The 16,045-nt window shown below is 76.2% G+C and carries 11 protein-coding genes; 4 read left to right on the top strand and 7 right to left on the bottom strand.

The genetic code is table 11. The features are described from left to right. Nucleotides 1-2 precede the first annotated feature (2 nt). Nucleotides 3-1,349, top strand: a complete 1,347-nt coding sequence (murD, locus tag ABT369_RS01045; protein ID WP_350609282.1) for a UDP-N-acetylmuramoyl-L-alanine--D-glutamate ligase — start codon at nucleotides 3-5, stop codon at nucleotides 1,347-1,349. Here the strand turns inward: murD and ABT369_RS01050 are convergent. Next, the gene (locus ABT369_RS01050) at nucleotides 1,330-1,704 is read right to left on the bottom strand and encodes a VOC family protein (RefSeq protein WP_350609284.1); all 375 of its coding nucleotides are present in this window, start codon (nucleotides 1,702-1,704) and stop codon (nucleotides 1,330-1,332) included. The genes murD and ABT369_RS01050 overlap by 20 nt on opposite strands. A gap of 163 nt (nucleotides 1,705-1,867) precedes the next feature. On the opposite strand from ABT369_RS01050, the gene ABT369_RS01055 reads away from it, so the two are divergent. Continuing rightward, nucleotides 1,868-2,494: a DUF6928 family protein gene (locus ABT369_RS01055; protein ID WP_350609286.1), complete on the top strand. Its 627-nt coding sequence runs from the start codon at nucleotides 1,868-1,870 to the stop codon at nucleotides 2,492-2,494. A 50-nt stretch (nucleotides 2,495-2,544) separates the two neighbouring features. Here the strand turns inward: ABT369_RS01055 and ABT369_RS01060 are convergent, their stop codons facing one another. Then, complete coding sequence (locus ABT369_RS01060) at nucleotides 2,545-2,751, bottom strand: hypothetical protein (protein WP_350609288.1); 207 nt, start codon at nucleotides 2,749-2,751, stop codon at nucleotides 2,545-2,547. A gap of 71 nt (nucleotides 2,752-2,822) precedes the next feature. On the opposite strand from ABT369_RS01060, the gene ABT369_RS01065 reads away from it, so the two are divergent. After that, nucleotides 2,823-2,993: a hypothetical protein gene (locus tag ABT369_RS01065; protein ID WP_350609290.1), complete on the top strand. Its 171-nt coding sequence runs from the start codon at nucleotides 2,823-2,825 to the stop codon at nucleotides 2,991-2,993. Nucleotides 2,994-3,019: 26 nt separating this feature from the next. On the opposite strand, the gene ABT369_RS01070 is transcribed toward ABT369_RS01065, so the two are convergent. The 5 genes from ABT369_RS01070 to ABT369_RS01090 all read right to left on the bottom strand — a co-directional run bounded on the left by ABT369_RS01070 (nucleotide 3,020) and on the right by ABT369_RS01090 (nucleotide 15,589). Continuing rightward, nucleotides 3,020-4,837 (bottom strand): hypothetical protein, encoded by a 1,818-nt coding sequence (locus ABT369_RS01070; RefSeq protein WP_350609292.1) that lies wholly within the window; start codon nucleotides 4,835-4,837, stop codon nucleotides 3,020-3,022. Next, nucleotides 4,834-8,679, bottom strand: a complete 3,846-nt coding sequence (locus ABT369_RS01075) for a DUF5682 family protein (RefSeq protein WP_350609294.1) — start codon at nucleotides 8,677-8,679, stop codon at nucleotides 4,834-4,836. The genes ABT369_RS01070 and ABT369_RS01075 overlap by 4 nt, the downstream gene beginning before the upstream one ends. Before the next feature lie 106 nt (nucleotides 8,680-8,785). After that, nucleotides 8,786-9,943: an ATP-binding protein gene (locus tag ABT369_RS01080; RefSeq protein ID WP_350609296.1), complete on the bottom strand. Its 1,158-nt coding sequence runs from the start codon at nucleotides 9,941-9,943 to the stop codon at nucleotides 8,786-8,788. A 40-nt stretch (nucleotides 9,944-9,983) separates the two neighbouring features. Further along, nucleotides 9,984-14,798 carry a hypothetical protein gene (locus ABT369_RS01085; RefSeq protein WP_350609298.1) on the bottom strand — a complete coding sequence of 1,605 codons (4,815 nt, stop codon included), beginning with the start codon at nucleotides 14,796-14,798 and terminating at the stop codon, nucleotides 9,984-9,986. Next, a complete protein-coding gene (locus ABT369_RS01090; protein WP_350609300.1) occupies nucleotides 14,795-15,589 on the bottom strand; it encodes a DUF4132 domain-containing protein in 795 nt (264 codons plus the stop codon). The genes ABT369_RS01085 and ABT369_RS01090 overlap by 4 nt, the downstream gene beginning before the upstream one ends. Nucleotides 15,590-15,761: 172 nt before the next feature. On the opposite strand from ABT369_RS01090, the gene ABT369_RS01095 reads away from it, so the two are divergent. Beyond that, nucleotides 15,762-16,040: a DUF2277 domain-containing protein gene (locus ABT369_RS01095; RefSeq protein ID WP_350609302.1), complete on the top strand. Its 279-nt coding sequence runs from the start codon at nucleotides 15,762-15,764 to the stop codon at nucleotides 16,038-16,040. Nucleotides 16,041-16,045 lie beyond the last annotated feature (5 nt).

A 16,045-nucleotide genomic window follows, 5' to 3' on the forward strand; every position in this document is an offset into this window, starting at 1 on the left:
TCATGCAGTTGTCGGAGCTCGCCGGGCGGCGGGTGGCGGTCTGGGGTACCGGCCGGGAGGGCATCGCCGCGATCGAGGCGATCGCCCCGGTCGGGCCCGCCTCGCTCGTCGCCGTGCAGGACAAGACCACGTTCCTGGCCGCCTCGCGGTGGGACGGGGCCGTGCCGCTGTTCGAGGGTGAGGCGATGGGCCCGGCCATGGACGGCGTCGAGGTCCTCGTGCGCTCCCCGGGCGTGGGCGAGTCGAACCCGTGGATTCAGGAGCTGCGCCGGCGCGGGGTCGTCATCACCGGCGGCACCGCCCTGTGGATGGCCGACCACGCCAAGCAGACCATCGGCGTGACCGGCTCCAAGGGCAAGAGCACCACCACCACGCTGATCTCGCACCTGCTCACCGCGACCGGCCGCCCGAACGAGCTGGGTGGCAACATCGGCATCGCGGTGCTGTCGCTGCCGCCGGCCGAGCGGTACGTGCTGGAGCTGTCGATGTACCAGTGCGCGGATCTTCAGGATTCTCCCCGCGTCTCGGTGGTCACGTCGCTGTTCGAGGAGCACCTGGACTGGACCCGCGACGGGCTGCCGTCGCAGTACTACGCGCACAAGCTCAACATCGCCATGCACGGGCCGGAGGCGGTCGTCTACAACGCGACGGACCCGACCCTCTCCGCCGAGCTGGCCGCGCGCTCCGGGCTGCCGCTGGTCCCCGTCGAGCCGTGGGAGGCCGAGGGCTGGATCGTGCGCCACGGCGAGCGGCTCTTCCCGCGCGACGCCTTCCCGCTGCGCGGGAGCCACAACACCGGCAACCTCAGCGTGGCCCTCGCCGCGCTGGAGGCCGCCGGCGTCGACGTCGTCGGTGAGCGGGCCGCGATCGAGGCGGGGCTGCGCTCGTACACCCCGCTGCCGCACCGCCTCACCCCGATCGCGGACCCGTCCGGCGTCGAGTTCGTCAACGACTCGCTGTCCACCGCGCCGCAGACGACGATCCACGCCATCGAGGCGTACGCCGGGCGCCCGCTCGTGGTGCTCGTCGGCGGCCAGGACCGCGGCATCGACTACACGCCCCTGCGCGACTATCTGCGCGACAAGGCCGTACCGCTGACGCTGGTGGCCATTCCTGATAGCGGCGAGCACATCCTCGACGTCGTCGGCGAGCTGCCGAACGTCCGCCGGGAGGTGGCCGAGGACCTGCCCGCCGCCGTCGCCCTGGCCCGCGGGCTGGTCCCGGCGGGCGGCGTGGTGCTGCTGTCCCCGGCCGCCCCCAGCTACGGCCGCTACGACAACTACGAGGCGCGGGCGAAGGCGTTCATCGCCGCGATCGAGTCGACCCGGGTCACAGGTACGGGCGGGTGAGCAGCTCGAGCCCGTGGCCGGCGGGGTCCATCACGTAGAACCCCCGGCCCTCGTGCTCGTGGTTGATCTCGCCCCGGCGCCGCCGCTGCGGGTCGGCCCAGTAGTCGACGTGCCCGTCCTGGAGCCGGGCGAGGGCGCGGTCGAACAGCTCGTCGTCGACCAGGAACGCGTAGTGCTGCATCTGGATCTCCACCGGCGGCTCGGCGAACTGCAGCAGCACGCCGTCGGCGAGCTGGATGTTGGTGAACGGGCCCCAGGACGGGGCGTCCGCGGCCTCGAGCAGGTCGCGGTAGAACCGCGCGGACGCACCGCGGTCCTTCGCGGCGATGATGGTGTGGTTGAACGTCGCTGACACTCGGCTTCCTCACTGTTGTCTCCGGCACGCGATCGTCGACAGCGCCTGGTCGGGGCGGTCCGCGGGCCGGAGCGGTGAGGGTCAGTCAGCCACCGGGTCGCCGATCCGTGCGTGGCTGGAGGCCGGTCCGGTGGTCACAAGATCGAACATTATCATGAGCCGCATGGGAGCCAGGGCCACGCTGCTCGCGTTCGTCGACGGGGATCTGCCGCCCGCGCTGCTCGGCGCGGTGCCGACCGACCCGGCGGAGGCGGAGGAGTTCGTGCGCCGCGTCCACCCCGGGTTCACCGTGGAGGCCGACCCCTACGAGGACAGCACGCTCGCCGAGACGTACCCGCCGGACGGCACCACGCACGTCGCGATCCTGGCCGGCGCCGAGGTGCTGGCCGACAAGCGGCTCGTCTGGGACTGCCCCTCCGAGCTGCCCGGGCACCTGCTCGCGCTGGGCGCCGGCCGCCGGATCCTCATGCTCGGCATGCATTCGGTGATCGACTGGCTGTGCTTCGCCGTCTGGGAGGACGGCGTGCTGGTGCGCTCCCTGGGCCTGCTGCCGGACGAGGGCATCCAGGAGAACATCGGCGAGCCGTACCCGTTCGAGCGCCCTTTCTGGGCCGGCGAGCACCCGGTCGAGCCGGACGAGGAGGAGGGCGAGTATCCGCTGCCCTTCCACCCCCTCGAGCTGGGCGACGTGGTGCTGCGGGAGCTGTGGGGCTTCGAGGCGCTTGACTGGACGGACGTGCCCATGCGCGGCTTCCGCACGACCGAGCCCGAGGCCGGCGAGCCGGCCTGACCGGGTGCCCCCGGACGCCGTTCCCCCGGCCCCGGTGACGGCAAGAAGCGTCAGCAGTTGTACGCGCACCGCGGCGGCAGCAGCCGGCTGCGCAGCCCCCGCCGGACCCGGCCCGCGGCGAGCAGGGCCACGCCGAGCGCGAGGCTCAGCAGGGCCGGCGTGGTGACTCCGGCGAGGTTGCTCCCGGTGACGGGCAGCGAGCCGGAGCCCGCCGCGGGCGCCGCAGCCGCAGCCGCAGCCGCAGCCGCGACGGTCACGGCCAGGCTCAGCGCCCGGGCGGTGCCGTCCGGCGCGGCGCCGACCGCGACGATGGGTTCCCACCCCGACGGTGTTCGAGGACAGCTGCACCGAGTACGGCGTCCCGACGGTGGCGTCGGGCGGGCTGCTGGGCGAGATGGCCTCGGGCCGGTGCGTGCCGTGGGTCTTCGTCTTGTGGCGATCGGCGGAGAAGGCGGGCGCCCCGGTGGCCCCCGCGCTCACCAACCCTCGGCGCTTGTAGCCCGGCAACGAAAAGTTGCGAAATGTTCAGCCCAGCCAGGACGCCTCGGCCAGGGCGCGGGCGGCGGCGTCGGCGTACGTCGCAGCGGCCAGCCAGGCCTGCGCGAACGCGGTGCCGTCGTCGTCGCCGAGGCGGCCGAACGCGTTGCGCGGGCGGTCGTTCGCGGCCGCGACGAGCCGGTCCAGCAGCGCCGCGCCGGCGTCGAGCCGGGCCCGCCGCAGCCGGGTCGCGTCCGACGGGCCGCGGCCGGCCGGGAACGTGAGCATGACCCGGCCGCCGTTGACCGTGCGCTCGACCTGCGCGCTCAGCAGCTGCAGCGCCGGATCGCGCACGGCCGGGCGCCACACCTCCTCGGCGGCGGGCCCGGCCGCGGCAGGGCGGGCCGAGGCCACCTCCTCGCGCAGGTGCTCCTGCGGCAGCTGGCTGCTGTGGAGCCGGTCGAACGCGAGGTCGGCGTGGCCCTCGACCCGCCACTGCTCGCCCTCGACCGGCGCGACGGCCAGCGGGAGCACCGTGCCGGGCCGCCCGGGGTCGGGCCGCGCGATCAGCAGCATCCGCAGGCCGGCCGCGCGGCCGAGCACGCGCAGGTTCTCCCGGTAGCCGAGGGCCGGATGATCCACGGCGACCCGCAGCGTGAGCGGGGTGCCGTCGGCGTGCTCGGCCTGGATCGCATCCCCGTCGGTGCCGCGGACCGTCACCGTCAGGAACAGCAGATCGGCTCCCGCGGTCCGCTCGGTGAGCGGCTCCGCCAGCGCCGCGAACGCCCGGTGCACCTGCGCGGCGACCGGCTCCGCCCACAGCCCGGCCAGCGGCTCCTCGTGCCAGGCGGCCCCGGAGGCGGTGACCGCCCGCACCCCGCGTCCGGCCCCGAGCTGCCGGCTGCCGGCCGCGGTCGCGCCGGTGACCACGAGCCCCGCCCGGGTGAACCCCCGGTGGGTCAGCGCCGTCTCGCCCATCGCGAGGGTCGCGTCCCCGCCGCGGGCCGCGCGCTTCGCGTCGCCGGGCATCACGTCGGCGACCATCCACAGGCGACCGTCGCGATCCGCCGCGTACGTCACGACCCCCGCGTGCCCCGTCCCGGCGAGCACCGCCGTGCAGCACAGGCCGTACAGGCGCAGGCTCCCCTCGACGTGGTACTGCCGCCGCGCCGTGCCCAGCTCGGTGCTCGCCCCGGTCCGCAGCGCGTGCGCGACGAGCAGCAGCTCCCGCATCGCGTCGCTGAGATCCGCGAGCCGGTAGTGCGCGTCGTCCCCGCGGGCCGCCTGCAGCTGCGTGGCCACGACCCGGGCCGCGGCCGCCAGCTTGTACACCTTCGTCGCCTGCGCCTCGTGCGCCGCCCGCAGCAGCGCCGCCCGCGCCACGGTACCCGACCCGCTGACCCCGCCCCCGAGCACCGCCACGGCCGCCCGCCAGACCTGCTCGACGGCCGCCCGCTGGGCCACCCCGAGCTCGTCGCCCGGCGCCTCGGGCGCCTTGTCCCCGGCCGCGACCTCAGCCGAGACCTCAGCCGCGACCTCGACCTCGACCTCAGGCGTCCCTTCCGGTGTCGCGGAGGCGTCCCAGACCGGCGCGTTGGACAGCACGCCCGCGCGGTGCAGGCAGTTCGGCGCCAGCAGGCAGGTGCACGTCACCTCCGCGGCCGTGCGCACCACCCCGCCCGGCGCCAGCAGCGTGACGGTCGTGGCGTCGTCGATCGCCACCGTGTACCGATCCCCGTCGGCGACCACCGCCAGCGCCGCGAACCGCCCCACGGCGTCGTCGAGCTTCTTGCGCAGCCGGGCCGGCAGCCCGTCGACCGCCTCCACCAGGACCGGCGCGTCGATCGGGGGCAGCGATGCGTTCACGGTTTCACCTTCTCCGCGACCCAGCGGGCCAGCTCCAGGGGGCTCAGCGCGGCGACCGGCATTCCGGCCGCGACGAGCTGTGAGGCGACGGACACCGAGTACCGCGGCCGCCCGGCGTCATCCAGGCTCGCGCAGCCGAGCACGGTCACGCCCGACTCGGCGAGCGCCCGCGTCTCGGCGAGCAGCCCGCCGATCGGGTAGCCCTCCTCGAAGTCGCTGACGAGGACGACGAGGGTCCGCGACGGTACCGTCACGAGGCTGCGCGCGTGCCGCAGCCCCTTCGCGATGTGCGTCCCGCCGCCGACACGCACCTCCAGCAGCAGGCCGAGCGGATCGCCGACCCGGTCGGTCAGGTCCACGACCTCGGTGGAGAAGGCGACGAAGTGCGTCGTGAGCGCCGGTACCCCGGCCAGGATCGCCCCGGTCAGCGCGGACCAGATGATCGAGGCCTCCATCGACCCGGACACGTCCACGACGAGCACGAGCCGCCAGTCGACCCCGCGGCGCGCCCGGGTCTTGAACACCGGCCGCTCCGGGATGACCCGCACCCGCCCGTCCTCGTCGCGCCGGGTGGTGGCCAGGTTCGCCCGCAGCGTGCGCGGCAGGTCCAGCGGCCCGCCCGGCCGGTACGTCGGCCGCGGCGTGCTGATCCCCGCGAGCGCCGGCCGCAGCCGGGTCGCGAGCCGCCGCGTGAGCTCGTCGACGATCCGGGCCACGAGCGGCCGCAGCCGGGCCAGGGAGCTCTCGGGCATGCCGCCGGCGAGCGACAGCACGGTCTGCAGCAGCTCGACCGAGGGATTGACCGCCTCGGGCTCGAGCAGCATGACGGCGTCGCGCCGCCCGCCCTCGGCCGCCCGGGCGAGCACCTCCTCGCGGATGCCGGGCCCGAACAGCGCGGAGAGCTCCTCGGCCCATTCCCGCACGCCGGGGAACGGCGCCTCCCGCCCGGCCCGTCCGGCCGCGTCGGCCGCAGAACCCTCGCCGCGCCCCCTCCCGTACAGCTCGTCGAGCGCGGTGGCGTACCGCCGGGCGGCCGCACCCATCTGCTGGTCCTGCCGCCCGAGCAGCAGCCGCCACCGGTCGATGACGGCCAGGCTCCGCTCAGCCTTGTCGGGCTTGTCGGGCGCGGTCGTAACGGGCTCGGCCTTGTCGGGTGCGGTCGTGGCGGGCGAGGTCTCGTCGGGTGCGGTCGTGGCGGGCTCGGTGGCGTCCGTTGCGGTCGCGGCGGGCTCGGCCTCGTCGGACGCGGTCGTGGCGGACTCGGTGGCCTCCGGTGCGGTCGCGGGTGGCATCAGGCCCAGCGACTCGGCCGCGGCCCGGCCCGCGCGGTCCGCGAGCAGGAGCCGCAGCAGGGCCGAGGGGTCCACGTCGGCGACGTCGGCCGGGGTGGTGTCGCCGAGGCGGTCGCGCACGACCGACAGCAGCCGGTCCCGCCCCGCCGGGCTCACCGCCTGGAACCCGCCCCGCAGCGCCGGCAGCCGGGCCAGGAACGCGTCGTCGGGCAGCATCGCGACCCGGTCGAGCAGCCCGTCCAGCGCGTCGGGGCCGGACTGCAGCAAGGGCTCCGCGGCGGCCAGGAGCCCCCGCAGGTGCCCGAGCAGCCGTCGCCGGGCGTCGTCGTCGGCCGCCGCGTCCACCCAGGACGCGACGCGCGCGCCGAGCACGGCCGGCTCCGCGAGCCCGAGCAGCACCTCGACCGCGCCGGCCGCGGCCGCCATGGTCGGCGTGCCGTCCGCGGCCAGCCGGCGCAGCGCGTCCGCGAGCCGCAGCCCCACCCCGGCGGCGTCGGCGCGCCGGCCCAGCGCCACGAGCGCGTGCACGTCCGCGAGGTCGTCGGAGCCGGCGAGGCCGTCGACCTGCCGCACTGCCGCCGCCTCCAGCGCATCGCCCAGCGCCCCGAGGTCGGCCAGTCCCGCCGCGACCGCGGCCGGCAGCCCCGGGACGTGCCCGTGGCGCAACCGGTCGAGCAGGCCCAGGGCGGCCATCAGCTCCTCGAGCGTGGCGCTCGCCGGGACGTGCTCGGCGACCTCGGCGAGCCGCTCGGCCGCCAGCCCCGCCAGCCCGCACTCGGCCGCCGCCGCCAGCCCGCCGATGATCTGCGCCGCGGTCGCGCCCTCCGCGCCCTCCTCGCGCCGCCGCCGCTCCCGCAGCGCCCCCTCGGCCGCCTGGGCGAGCGTGACCCCGCGCACCCCGGCGACGTCGAGCATCGCCTCGGTCCCCGGCGTCCACTCCACGCTCCACCGCGTGGTGAGCGCATCGACCCCGGCCGTGCCCTCGACCCCGGTGGACTCGGCGTAGGGGATCCGGCACGCCGCGAGCTGGCGCAGCGCCACGTCCCGGCGCCGGTCGAGCTCGGAGCGCAGCGGGTCGAGCCGCAGGTCCTTCACCGCCGCGCCGGCCACGGGCAGCCGCAGCTGTTCGAGCAGCGCGGTCACCGCCGGGCGCAGTCCCGACCGCGGCGCCCCCGCCGCCAGCGCGCCGCGCACGTCCCCGACGAGCACCGCCTCCATCGCGGTCGCGACGACGCGCCCGCGCCCGAGCACCTCCCCGTGCGCGAGCACGCTCTGCAGCGCCTCGACGAGCTCTCCCCGCCCGGGCGCGGGCAGCCCCCGCAGCCGGGCGAGATCGCCGGCCAGCCGCACGACCTCCCGCGCCTCGGCGGGCCCGGCGGGATGCCCGCCGGCCCGCACCCGCGCGCAGACCTCGACGACGGAGGACAGCGCGGCCGCCTCCACGCCCTCGGCCCGCCCGGCGGCGTCGACCACGGCCTGCTGCCACCGCGGGTCCCGAATCCCGGCCGGGTACCCGGACCGCGAGTCGAGCAAAGCGAAGCTGTAGGGCACCAGCGACGTGACCACGTCCGAACCCGCGGCCCCCCGCTCGCTCGCGAACGCCTCCTCCGCGCCGGGTCCGGCGCCCTTCGCACCGGGCCCGGCCTTTTTCGCGCCGGGTTCGGCCTTTTCCGCGCCGAGTTCGGTGTCGTTCGAGCCGGGTCCGGCGTCAGCAGCGGCCGGGTCGGTGAGCAGCGCGGCGGTGTCCTTCGCGCCGGGTCCGGCATCGGTGCCGGCCGCGCCGGTGAGCAGCGCGGCGGCGTGGAACGAGCCGACGACGGCCGCCACCCGCCGGTCCCCGGCCGCGGCCAGGCACCGGCGCATCCAGGCCTCGCGGCGCAGGTCGAGCTCGGACACGCCCGGCCCGGTCGCCGCGTCGGTCCGCATGGCCCACCCGACGAGCAGCGCCGCCCGCCGCACCGCCTCGGGGTCCGACCCGGGCGCGCGGGCCTCGACGACCCGGTCCCACATGTCCTCGTCGGGCCGCCCGCTGGCCGCCTGCCGGAGCGCGTCGCCGAACGCCGACCCCGGCGCCGGCGACCCCGACTCCGATTCCGACTCCGGGGAGTCCACGACCGCGGGCGACGCCGACGCGGGATCGTGCCAGACGCGGGAAGCAAGGGGCAGATCGCACGGCACGACCTCGACCCCGTGCTTCGCCGCCCACCGCACGGCCACGAGCTCCGGCGAGAAGTCCGCGAACGGGTAGAACGCCGGGCTCCCGTCAGCCCCGCGCACGCCCGCGAGCGCGACCGGCGCGGCGGTGCCCGGGTCGGCCAGCCAGGGCAACCAGGACGCGAACTCGGCCGGCAGCTCGAGCAGCAGCACCTCGGGCCGGAACCGGTCGAGCAGCTCCCCGATCACCACCGACAGCGCGGGGGAGTGGTGCCGCACCCCGATGAGGAACGGCACCGTGGCCCCCGCCAGGGCCGCGATCGCCTCGTCCGGATCGACCCCGGCGAACCCGGCCCCACCGGATGCACCCCCGGCCCCCGCAACGCCCGACGCCACCGAGCGCAGCGCGGCCGAAGCGGCACCAATCAAGCGCGGCGAAGGCGCGCCATCCCCGTAGGGCGAAGGCGCGCTGCCCGGGAGCGGCGCGCCGTCGCCGATTGCGTCACGGCTTGAGGACATCGCGCAGTTCCCACAGCCGGCTCCACAGGCGGGCGCCCTCCTCGGCGCGGCGGCGCACCGCGCCGTCCCAGTAGCCCAGCAGCTTCGCGCCGTCGGCCGGGTCGTCCTTGCACACGACGCCCTGCAGGTGAGCGGGCAGCAGGGAGAGGACGTCGCGGTCGCCCGGGAAGTATGCGGCGGCGAGGCCCAGCGATGTCGCCACCGCGACCGCCTCCGCCGTGCTCATCACCGTCGACGGGCGCTCGACCTCCCAGCCCTCGACCGACCGGCCGGCCCGCAGGTCGCGGAACGCGGTCACGAGCGCCTCGAGGACCGCCTCGTCCACCTCGAACGGCGTCTGGACCCGGTCCAGGGCCGCCCGCGCCTGCCGGCCGACCAGCGCGGTCTCCTGCGCCAGGTCGGGGATCGGGCCGACGGTCTCGAAGTTGAAGCGGCGCTTGAGGGCCGCCGACATCTCCGACACGCCCCGGTCGCGCAGGTTCGCGGTGGCGATGAGCGTGAAGCCCGGCGCGGCGTGGACGGTCGCGCCGTCGGTGCCGGACAGCTCGGGCACCGCGATGCGCCGGTCGGACAGGATCGACACCATCGCGTCCTGCACCTCCGGCAGGCACCGCGTGATCTCCTCGATCCGCGCCACCTGCCCGGCCCGCATCGCGGTCAGCACCGGCGACGGCACGAGCGCCTCCGGGCTGGGGCCGTGCGCGAGCAGCAGCGCGTAGTTCCAGCCGTATCGCAGCTGGTCCTCGGTCGTGCCCGCGGTGCCCTGCACGACGAGCTCGCTCGTGCCGCACACGGCGGCCGCGAGCAGCTCCGACAGCATCGACTTGGCGGTGCCGGGCTCGCCGACGAGCAGCAGCCCGCGCTCCCCGGCGAGGGTGACCACGCACCGCTCGACGAGGGCGCGGTCGCCGACGAACTTGCGGGCGATCTCCAGCTTCGCCGGCACGCCCTCGGGCCGCTTGCCCTTGGGCAGGGCCAGCTCCCCGTCGCTGCCGACGATGAAGGTGACGACGGCCCGCGGGGTCAGCCGCCAGCCGGGCGGCCGCGCCCCGCCGTCGAACGCGGCGAGGAACGCGAGCTCGGTCGCGTGCGCGTGCTCGGCGGGATCGACCTGCCGGGGAGCGGTCACAGTGGCGGTCATGAACGGCCCTTCCAGAAGAACGCGGACAACGAAACAGCACTCATCGACGGCCCCGCGTCTGCAGCTCCTCGAAGCGCGGCGTGTCGCCGGACGTGATCCGCTCCCAGGCGATCGCGAACAGCTGCGGCGCCGGCGCGACCGGGACCACGGCCCCGAGCGCGGTGCCGTCCTCGCCCGCCCCGATGAGCAGCGGCAGCTTCCACCGCTCCAGCGGCGGCAGCGGCGCCTTCCACGCCATCCACCCGCCGGGCAGGAACAGCGACCGTCCCGCGCGCGGCCGCTTGGCCTCCACGACGAGGTCGGTGCCGAGCAGCTCGGCGCGGGCGGCCTTGAGCCGGGCCGGCTTCCACCCGGTCCACCCGGCCACGTTGCGGTCGGTGGGGTCGGGCAGGGTCAGCAGCTGCAGGTAGAGCGCGGCGGCGTCGGCGCTGAGCCCGTGCCGGTCGGCGACCTCGGCGACGAGCTGCGGCGCCGAGCGTGACGGGTCGTGCGGCGCCTCGACATCGGGCGCGTCGAGCCAGCGCGCGATGTCGTCGCCGAGGATCGCCCGCAGCGCCACGATGCCCTGCGGCGCGCCGTCGAGGGCCGCGATGAGCGCGTCGACCCGCCGGTCGCCGGGGCCGTCCATGCGGGCCGTGCGGACCCGGGCCCGCCGCCAGTAGCCCTGGGCGGAGATCACGAACAGCCCGGCGTCGAGCTCGTGCTCGCCGCGCTCGACGTCCAGCCCCAGCTGGGCGAGGGCCTTGTCCATCGAGGTCTCGTCGGAGCCGGCGACGGCCACCTCGAAGGCCGGGTCCCGCGTGAGCCGGCGCACGGACTCCAGCACGCCGGGCAGGGTGGCCCGGATCGGGTCGCCGGCGGGGAGGCGGCGCACCAGCCAGGGCAGGCCGCGGGCGACGGCGAGGAGCAGCTCGGCGCCGTCGACGCCCTGGTCGGGCGCCTGCAGCCACTTGCACGTGCCCGGGTTGGCCACGCCGTGCAGGAACGACGACGGGCTCAGGGTGGACTGGGTGACGGCCCGGCGGAACTCGGTGATGAGCTCGTCGCTCACCGGGGTGCGGGCGCCGACCTGCTCGGTCCGCCAGGCGCCGAACCGCGCCGGGTCGGGCCCGGTGGTCCACAGCTGCGCCGGGTCGGCGGGCACCAGCGCCGCATGGGCGCCGCTGATCTTCGGGGCCAGCGTCGGGTCCCGCCGCAGGTGGTCGATCGCGGTCTCGATGGCGTAGTCGGTGACCGTCGGGTCGGCGGGCTCCCAGCCCTCCTTGGTGGCCGACCACTGCCGCGCGTCGGCCGCGCCGGACAGCAGCACCGTGGCCTCGGCGAGGCTGATCCCGCCCGCGGCCGACAGCGCGCGGACCGTGTCCGGGTGCAGCAGCGCCGTGGACCCGCCGCCACCGTCGGCGGCGAGGGCCCGGCCGGCCGCGACGAACCGCAGCACGCCGTCGCGGTCGATGCCGTGGCGGTCGTATTCGCGCGCGAAGCGGATCTCGTGCCCGGGCACCGCCCCGAACCGGCCGTCGGCCGAGTGCTCGATGCCGCTGGCCGTGCCGTCGTGCGGCGAGACCTGGAACGGCAGGAACGTGCGGCCGGGGCCGGACTCGTAGGTCTGCCCGACCGTCATCTCGGGCCGCCCGCTGTCCGGGCCGATACCGACCCGGCGGGTGCGCCCGGCGCCGTCGAGCAGCCCGGAGCCGGCGATCACCCCGAGCGCGTCCAGCAGCGCGGCGCGGTGCTCCGGCTTCGTGGCCGGGGACGCCGCGCGCAGGAGGACCGAGGGCAGCACGCCGAGCGTGTCCCACCAGTCGAGGTCGCCGTTGCGGCACCAGTCCTCGAGCGGGGTGCGGGGCTCGCCGCCGGTGAGCGCGGCGCCGCAGTCCATGAAGTGCCTGACCCACTCGCGGCCGTGGTCGTAGCAGCTCGGGATGAGGCCCGAGAGGGCGTCGTTGAGCACGCCGTCGGCGGCCAGATGGGCGTCGGGGTTCTGCAGCGCGGCGGCCGCGGGGCCGCCGGCCAGGATCTCCTCGGTGACGCCGGTGAGCCGGGCCAGCCGCAGCGCCGCCCGGGCCGCGTGCCGCACGACCCCGCCGACGCCGGCGAGCAGCGCCGGGTGGCTCAGCTCCGGCAGCGCCGCCCGGACCGCGTCCCGCACGGCCTCGTCGGCGATGGTGGCCCGGTCGGCCTCGGCGCCGGCCAGGGCCGCCACCGTGGCCATCAGCGTGCCGGCCGCGTCGTCGCCGAACGCCCGCAGCGCCCGGGAGCCGGCCTCGTCGCGGGGGCGCAGCTGGTGCCAGTAGGCCACGTGCGGCACGAGCGCGGTGGCCTCCGCGAACGGGCCGCTCTCGCCGGTGGTGCTGGTCCGGGCGAAGCAGAGCCCGTCGGGCGTGTAGAGGTGCACGACCACGGCCCGCCAGGCGCGCTCGACGTAGAGGCCGTGCACCGTGTCGGAGCCGGGGAAGCGGATGCCGCCGCCCAGCACGCCGGCGTTGCCCGAGCGGGACGAGGGCGGGTTGGCCATCGCGAACGCGCGGCCGTCGACGCCCTCGCCGGCCTGGCCGCCGTCGGTGCGCCGCACCCGCCAGCCGACGAGCCCGTCGTGGGCGCCGAGCGGGCTCTGCGCCATGCGCGGCGAGGCCGGCCGGATGCCGCAGTTGCCCGCGTCGAGCTGCTGGCCGTCGGTCGCGCCGTCCTCGAAGAAGCGCGGCAGCGAGGCGCGGCCGCGTTCGCCCGTGGCGGCGTCGTACTCATACCACCGCGACGAATAGTCGGGCTCGTGCCGCAGCACCCAGTGGTGCCGCCCGTCGCTCACGACCGCGCCGAGCTCCTGCGCCTTGCGGTCACCGGCCCGCAGCGGCCGCCCGCCCGCGGTGCGCCCGCCCCCGGGCAGCGGCAGGGAGTGCTCGCCGAGGTCGTTGAGCCCGTCCTCGGCGGCGGTGAACACGTCGTCGGGGGCGCCGCTCCAGTAGCCGGCCCGCTCCCCGCTGCGGTTCCAGCCCACCAGCAGCTGCCCGTCGACGTAGCGGACCGCAACGTGCCACGAGTAGCGCAGCTCGTCGGCCGGGACCCGCAGCGTGTGGTCGAGCTCGACGCCCTCGTCGCCGATCACGAGCACCCGGTCGTTGCGCCGCAGCACCAGCGCCGGCCACTGCGGGGTGATGAACAGGTTCTCGGTCAGCGCGCCGCGGTCCAGCCCGCCGAGCATTTCGGTGGCGGCCTCCAGCGCGGGCCACCCGAGCTCGTCGAGGACCCCGGCCCGCAGCGTCCGGCCGAGCACCGGGCCGAGGTCGAACGCGGTGATCCGGGCGATCGCCTCCGGGTTGACCGCGAGCCCGTCCGGGGAGGCGACGAGGGTGAGCCGGTCGAGCTCGTGCCCGATCGTGGTGAGGCCCTGCGCCTCGACCCGGTCGGCGAGGCGGTCCAGCCACCAGTGCAGCGCGGTGCGCAGGCCGGGCACCGCGACCACCTGGCTGACCTTGACCGCGTCGACCTTGGCATCCTCCGAGCGGTAAAACGTGTGGAGGTGCCCCTCGATGCTCGCGGCGACCAGCCCGCGCAGGCGCTCGTGGCCGGCCACGGCGCTGAGGTCGCGACGGCCCTCGCCGTCGTCGCCGAGCCAGACCCCGACGTCGCATCGCGCGTGCTCGTGGGCCTCGGCCATCGGCACGTCCAGGCTCAGCATGAGGTCGGCGAGGTCCAGGTCGACGCGGCCGTGCGAGGTGGCCAGCTCCAGCGGCGTGCCGTCGGCGATGAGCCGCGGCGCCATCCGCTCGGCCAGCGCGAGGTAGCGCGCGTTGCGCCGCTTGCGCCAGCCCCGGCTGCGGTCGGCGCGCACGAGCCAGCCCGCGGGCCCGTCCGGCGACTCGGCGGGCGCGTCGACCGTGCCGGCCGCGCCGGTGAGCGCCTCGGTGGCCCCGGTCTCCTCCAGGATCTCCAGCCACGTCTCGAACGGGCAGTCCTGCGGGAACATGCCGAGCAGCTGGCCGCGGACCTTCGGGTCGCGCTTGGCGATGCGCAGCAGGGCCGGGCGATACGCCTTCCAGAATCCGCCGGGCGCCCGCAGCAGCGACGGCGCCGCGAGCAGCTCGGTCAGCAGCGCCTCGTCCTCCTCCGGGCCGAGCTTGGCCGCCTTGGCCAGCCGCCCGAGGTCGACGTGCATCTGCGCGTAGGGCGGCATCCCGCCCAGCGTCCGCTCCAGGCACAGCCGCCGGAACCGCTCGTAGGCGACCGCGGGCGTGCACCGCCCGGCGAGGTCGCGGGCGTGCTGGGCGAGCGACTTGGCGGTCAGCGCGCCGGCGAGGGCGAACTCGAGGAAGACGGTGTGCTGCCGCTCCTCGTCGATCTCCAGCGCGTAGGTGCGCTCGGCCTCGCGGGCCTTGCCGAACATGCTCGCCGCGTAGGTCTGGCTGTCGGCGGCCAGGAACGCGCGGGCCGCCTCCTCGTAGAACGTCGGCAGGAAGTGCGGCACCGCGCGGGCCAGCCGGTCGCCGAGCTCGTTGAAGCCGTCGCGGGCCGGGCCGATGCGGGACTTCGCGACCCGCACGAGCCGCTCGATGTCTTTCACCAGGGCCAGCGCGTGGTGGCCGTTGGCGGGGTCGTGCACGAGCGCCCAGGCGGGGAAGCCCAGCGCCTGCTGGCGGACCAGGCCGACCTCGGCGACGGTCTGCGGCGCGGCGAAGCCCAGGAACTCCATCGTGAGGTCCTCGGCCTGCCCGAGCGTGCCCGGCACGAGCCGGACCACCTTGCGCTCGCCGAGCACCGGGTGCGCATACTCCCGCGTCGTGAGCGTGTCGACGGTGTCCTTCTCGACAGAGGACCCGAGCGGCAGCACGGCCCCCGCGTCCAGCAACGCCTCGCTCACGCGTCCTCCTCCTTCGACTCCTCGACCACTCGGCCGGCGTAGAGCGCCGCGGCCATGCGCATGCCTTCGGACCAGGCGACCGGCCCCACCTCGGCGAGCGGGATCGACTTGCCGTCGGGGTGGACGAACACCAGGTCGCCGGTCTCGGCCTCCGTGTAGGGATCGTCGGCCCCGACCCAGCTGCGGGCCTCCAGGCCGCGCCCGTCCTCGAACACGCGGCAGACCGCGTAGCCGCCCCGCACCGGATAGCCCAGCGAACCGGCCCGGGCGAGCAGGTGCCGCAGCTCGGCGAAGCGGCCGCCGGCGTAGTCGCGCACGCTCGCCGCGCCCGGCTCCAGCTCCGCCGGGCGGGTCCAGGTCTGGCGGAAGAGCTGGTCGACGGACTGCTTGACGCCGAGGTCGGCGGCGAACTCGCGCAGGTCCTCCAGGTCCGGCAGGCGCGTCGGGTGCGGCACCGCGACCCGCTCGGCCGGGAGCCGGACCGTCTCGCCGTCGAGGTTCACGACGCCGATCCCGTCGGCGGTGGCGTCGCGCAGGAACCCGGCCTCGTCGGGGTCGAACGAGCCGTCCTCGTCGAGCACCGCGACCACGAGGTCGGTCAGCGCCGCGCGCCACGTCTCGTCGGCCCAGACCCGGGCCAGCAGCTCGGCCGGCACCGGCAGGGAACGGATCATCCACAGGTCGACCTGCTCGCGGACCTCGGCCTCGTGCCGGCCCAGCCACTCGGTCAGCTGCCGCAGCCCGGCCACCACCGGGTCGTCGCGCAGCGCCGGAGGCAACGACCTGAGCACTTTGCCCTTCTGATTACGGCACGCTATGCGCCCTGCATCCAGGGTCACCTCATAGCCGCCGCCGGCCGCGAGCCACGCCATCCGGGTTGCCTCCGTTCCCTCGTTGATCGGATGCCCGGCAGACTAGCGAGGGGGTGCGACATTTTTCCGCGGGCCTGGCATCGTGGACGGCATGTGCAGGAACATCCGCGTGCTGAACAACTTCGAGCCGCCCGCGACCGAGGACGAGATCGAGGCCGCCGCGCTGCAATACGTGCGCAAGGTCGCCGGCATGACCCGCCCGGCCGCGGCGAACCAGGAGGCCTTCGACGCCGCCGTGCAGGCGGTCACCGAGGCGACCCGGACACTGCTGGACAATCTGGTGACCCGCACCCCGCCGCGCGACCGCGAGGTCGAGGCCGCCCGGGCCCGGGCGCGCGCCGAGCAGCGCTACGGTCCGCGCGACCGGTAGCAGCC

It is taken from the genome of Dactylosporangium sp. NPDC000244 (assembly GCF_040300725.1).
In the GTDB taxonomy this organism is placed as follows: Bacteria; Actinomycetota; Actinomycetes; order Mycobacteriales; family Micromonosporaceae; genus Dactylosporangium.

Coding starts and splice junctions, on each gene's coding strand:
- murD (WP_350609282.1), top strand. CDS start 3: ATGCAGTTGTCGGAGCTCGCCGGGCGGCGGGTGGCGGTCTGGGGTACC.
- ABT369_RS01055 (WP_350609286.1), top strand. CDS start 1,868: ATGGGAGCCAGGGCCACGCTGCTCGCGTTCGTCGACGGGGATCTGCCG.
- ABT369_RS01080 (WP_350609296.1), bottom strand. CDS start 9,943: ATGACCGCCACTGTGACCGCTCCCCGGCAGGTCGATCCCGCCGAGCAC.
- ABT369_RS01095 (WP_350609302.1), top strand. CDS start 15,762: ATGTGCAGGAACATCCGCGTGCTGAACAACTTCGAGCCGCCCGCGACC.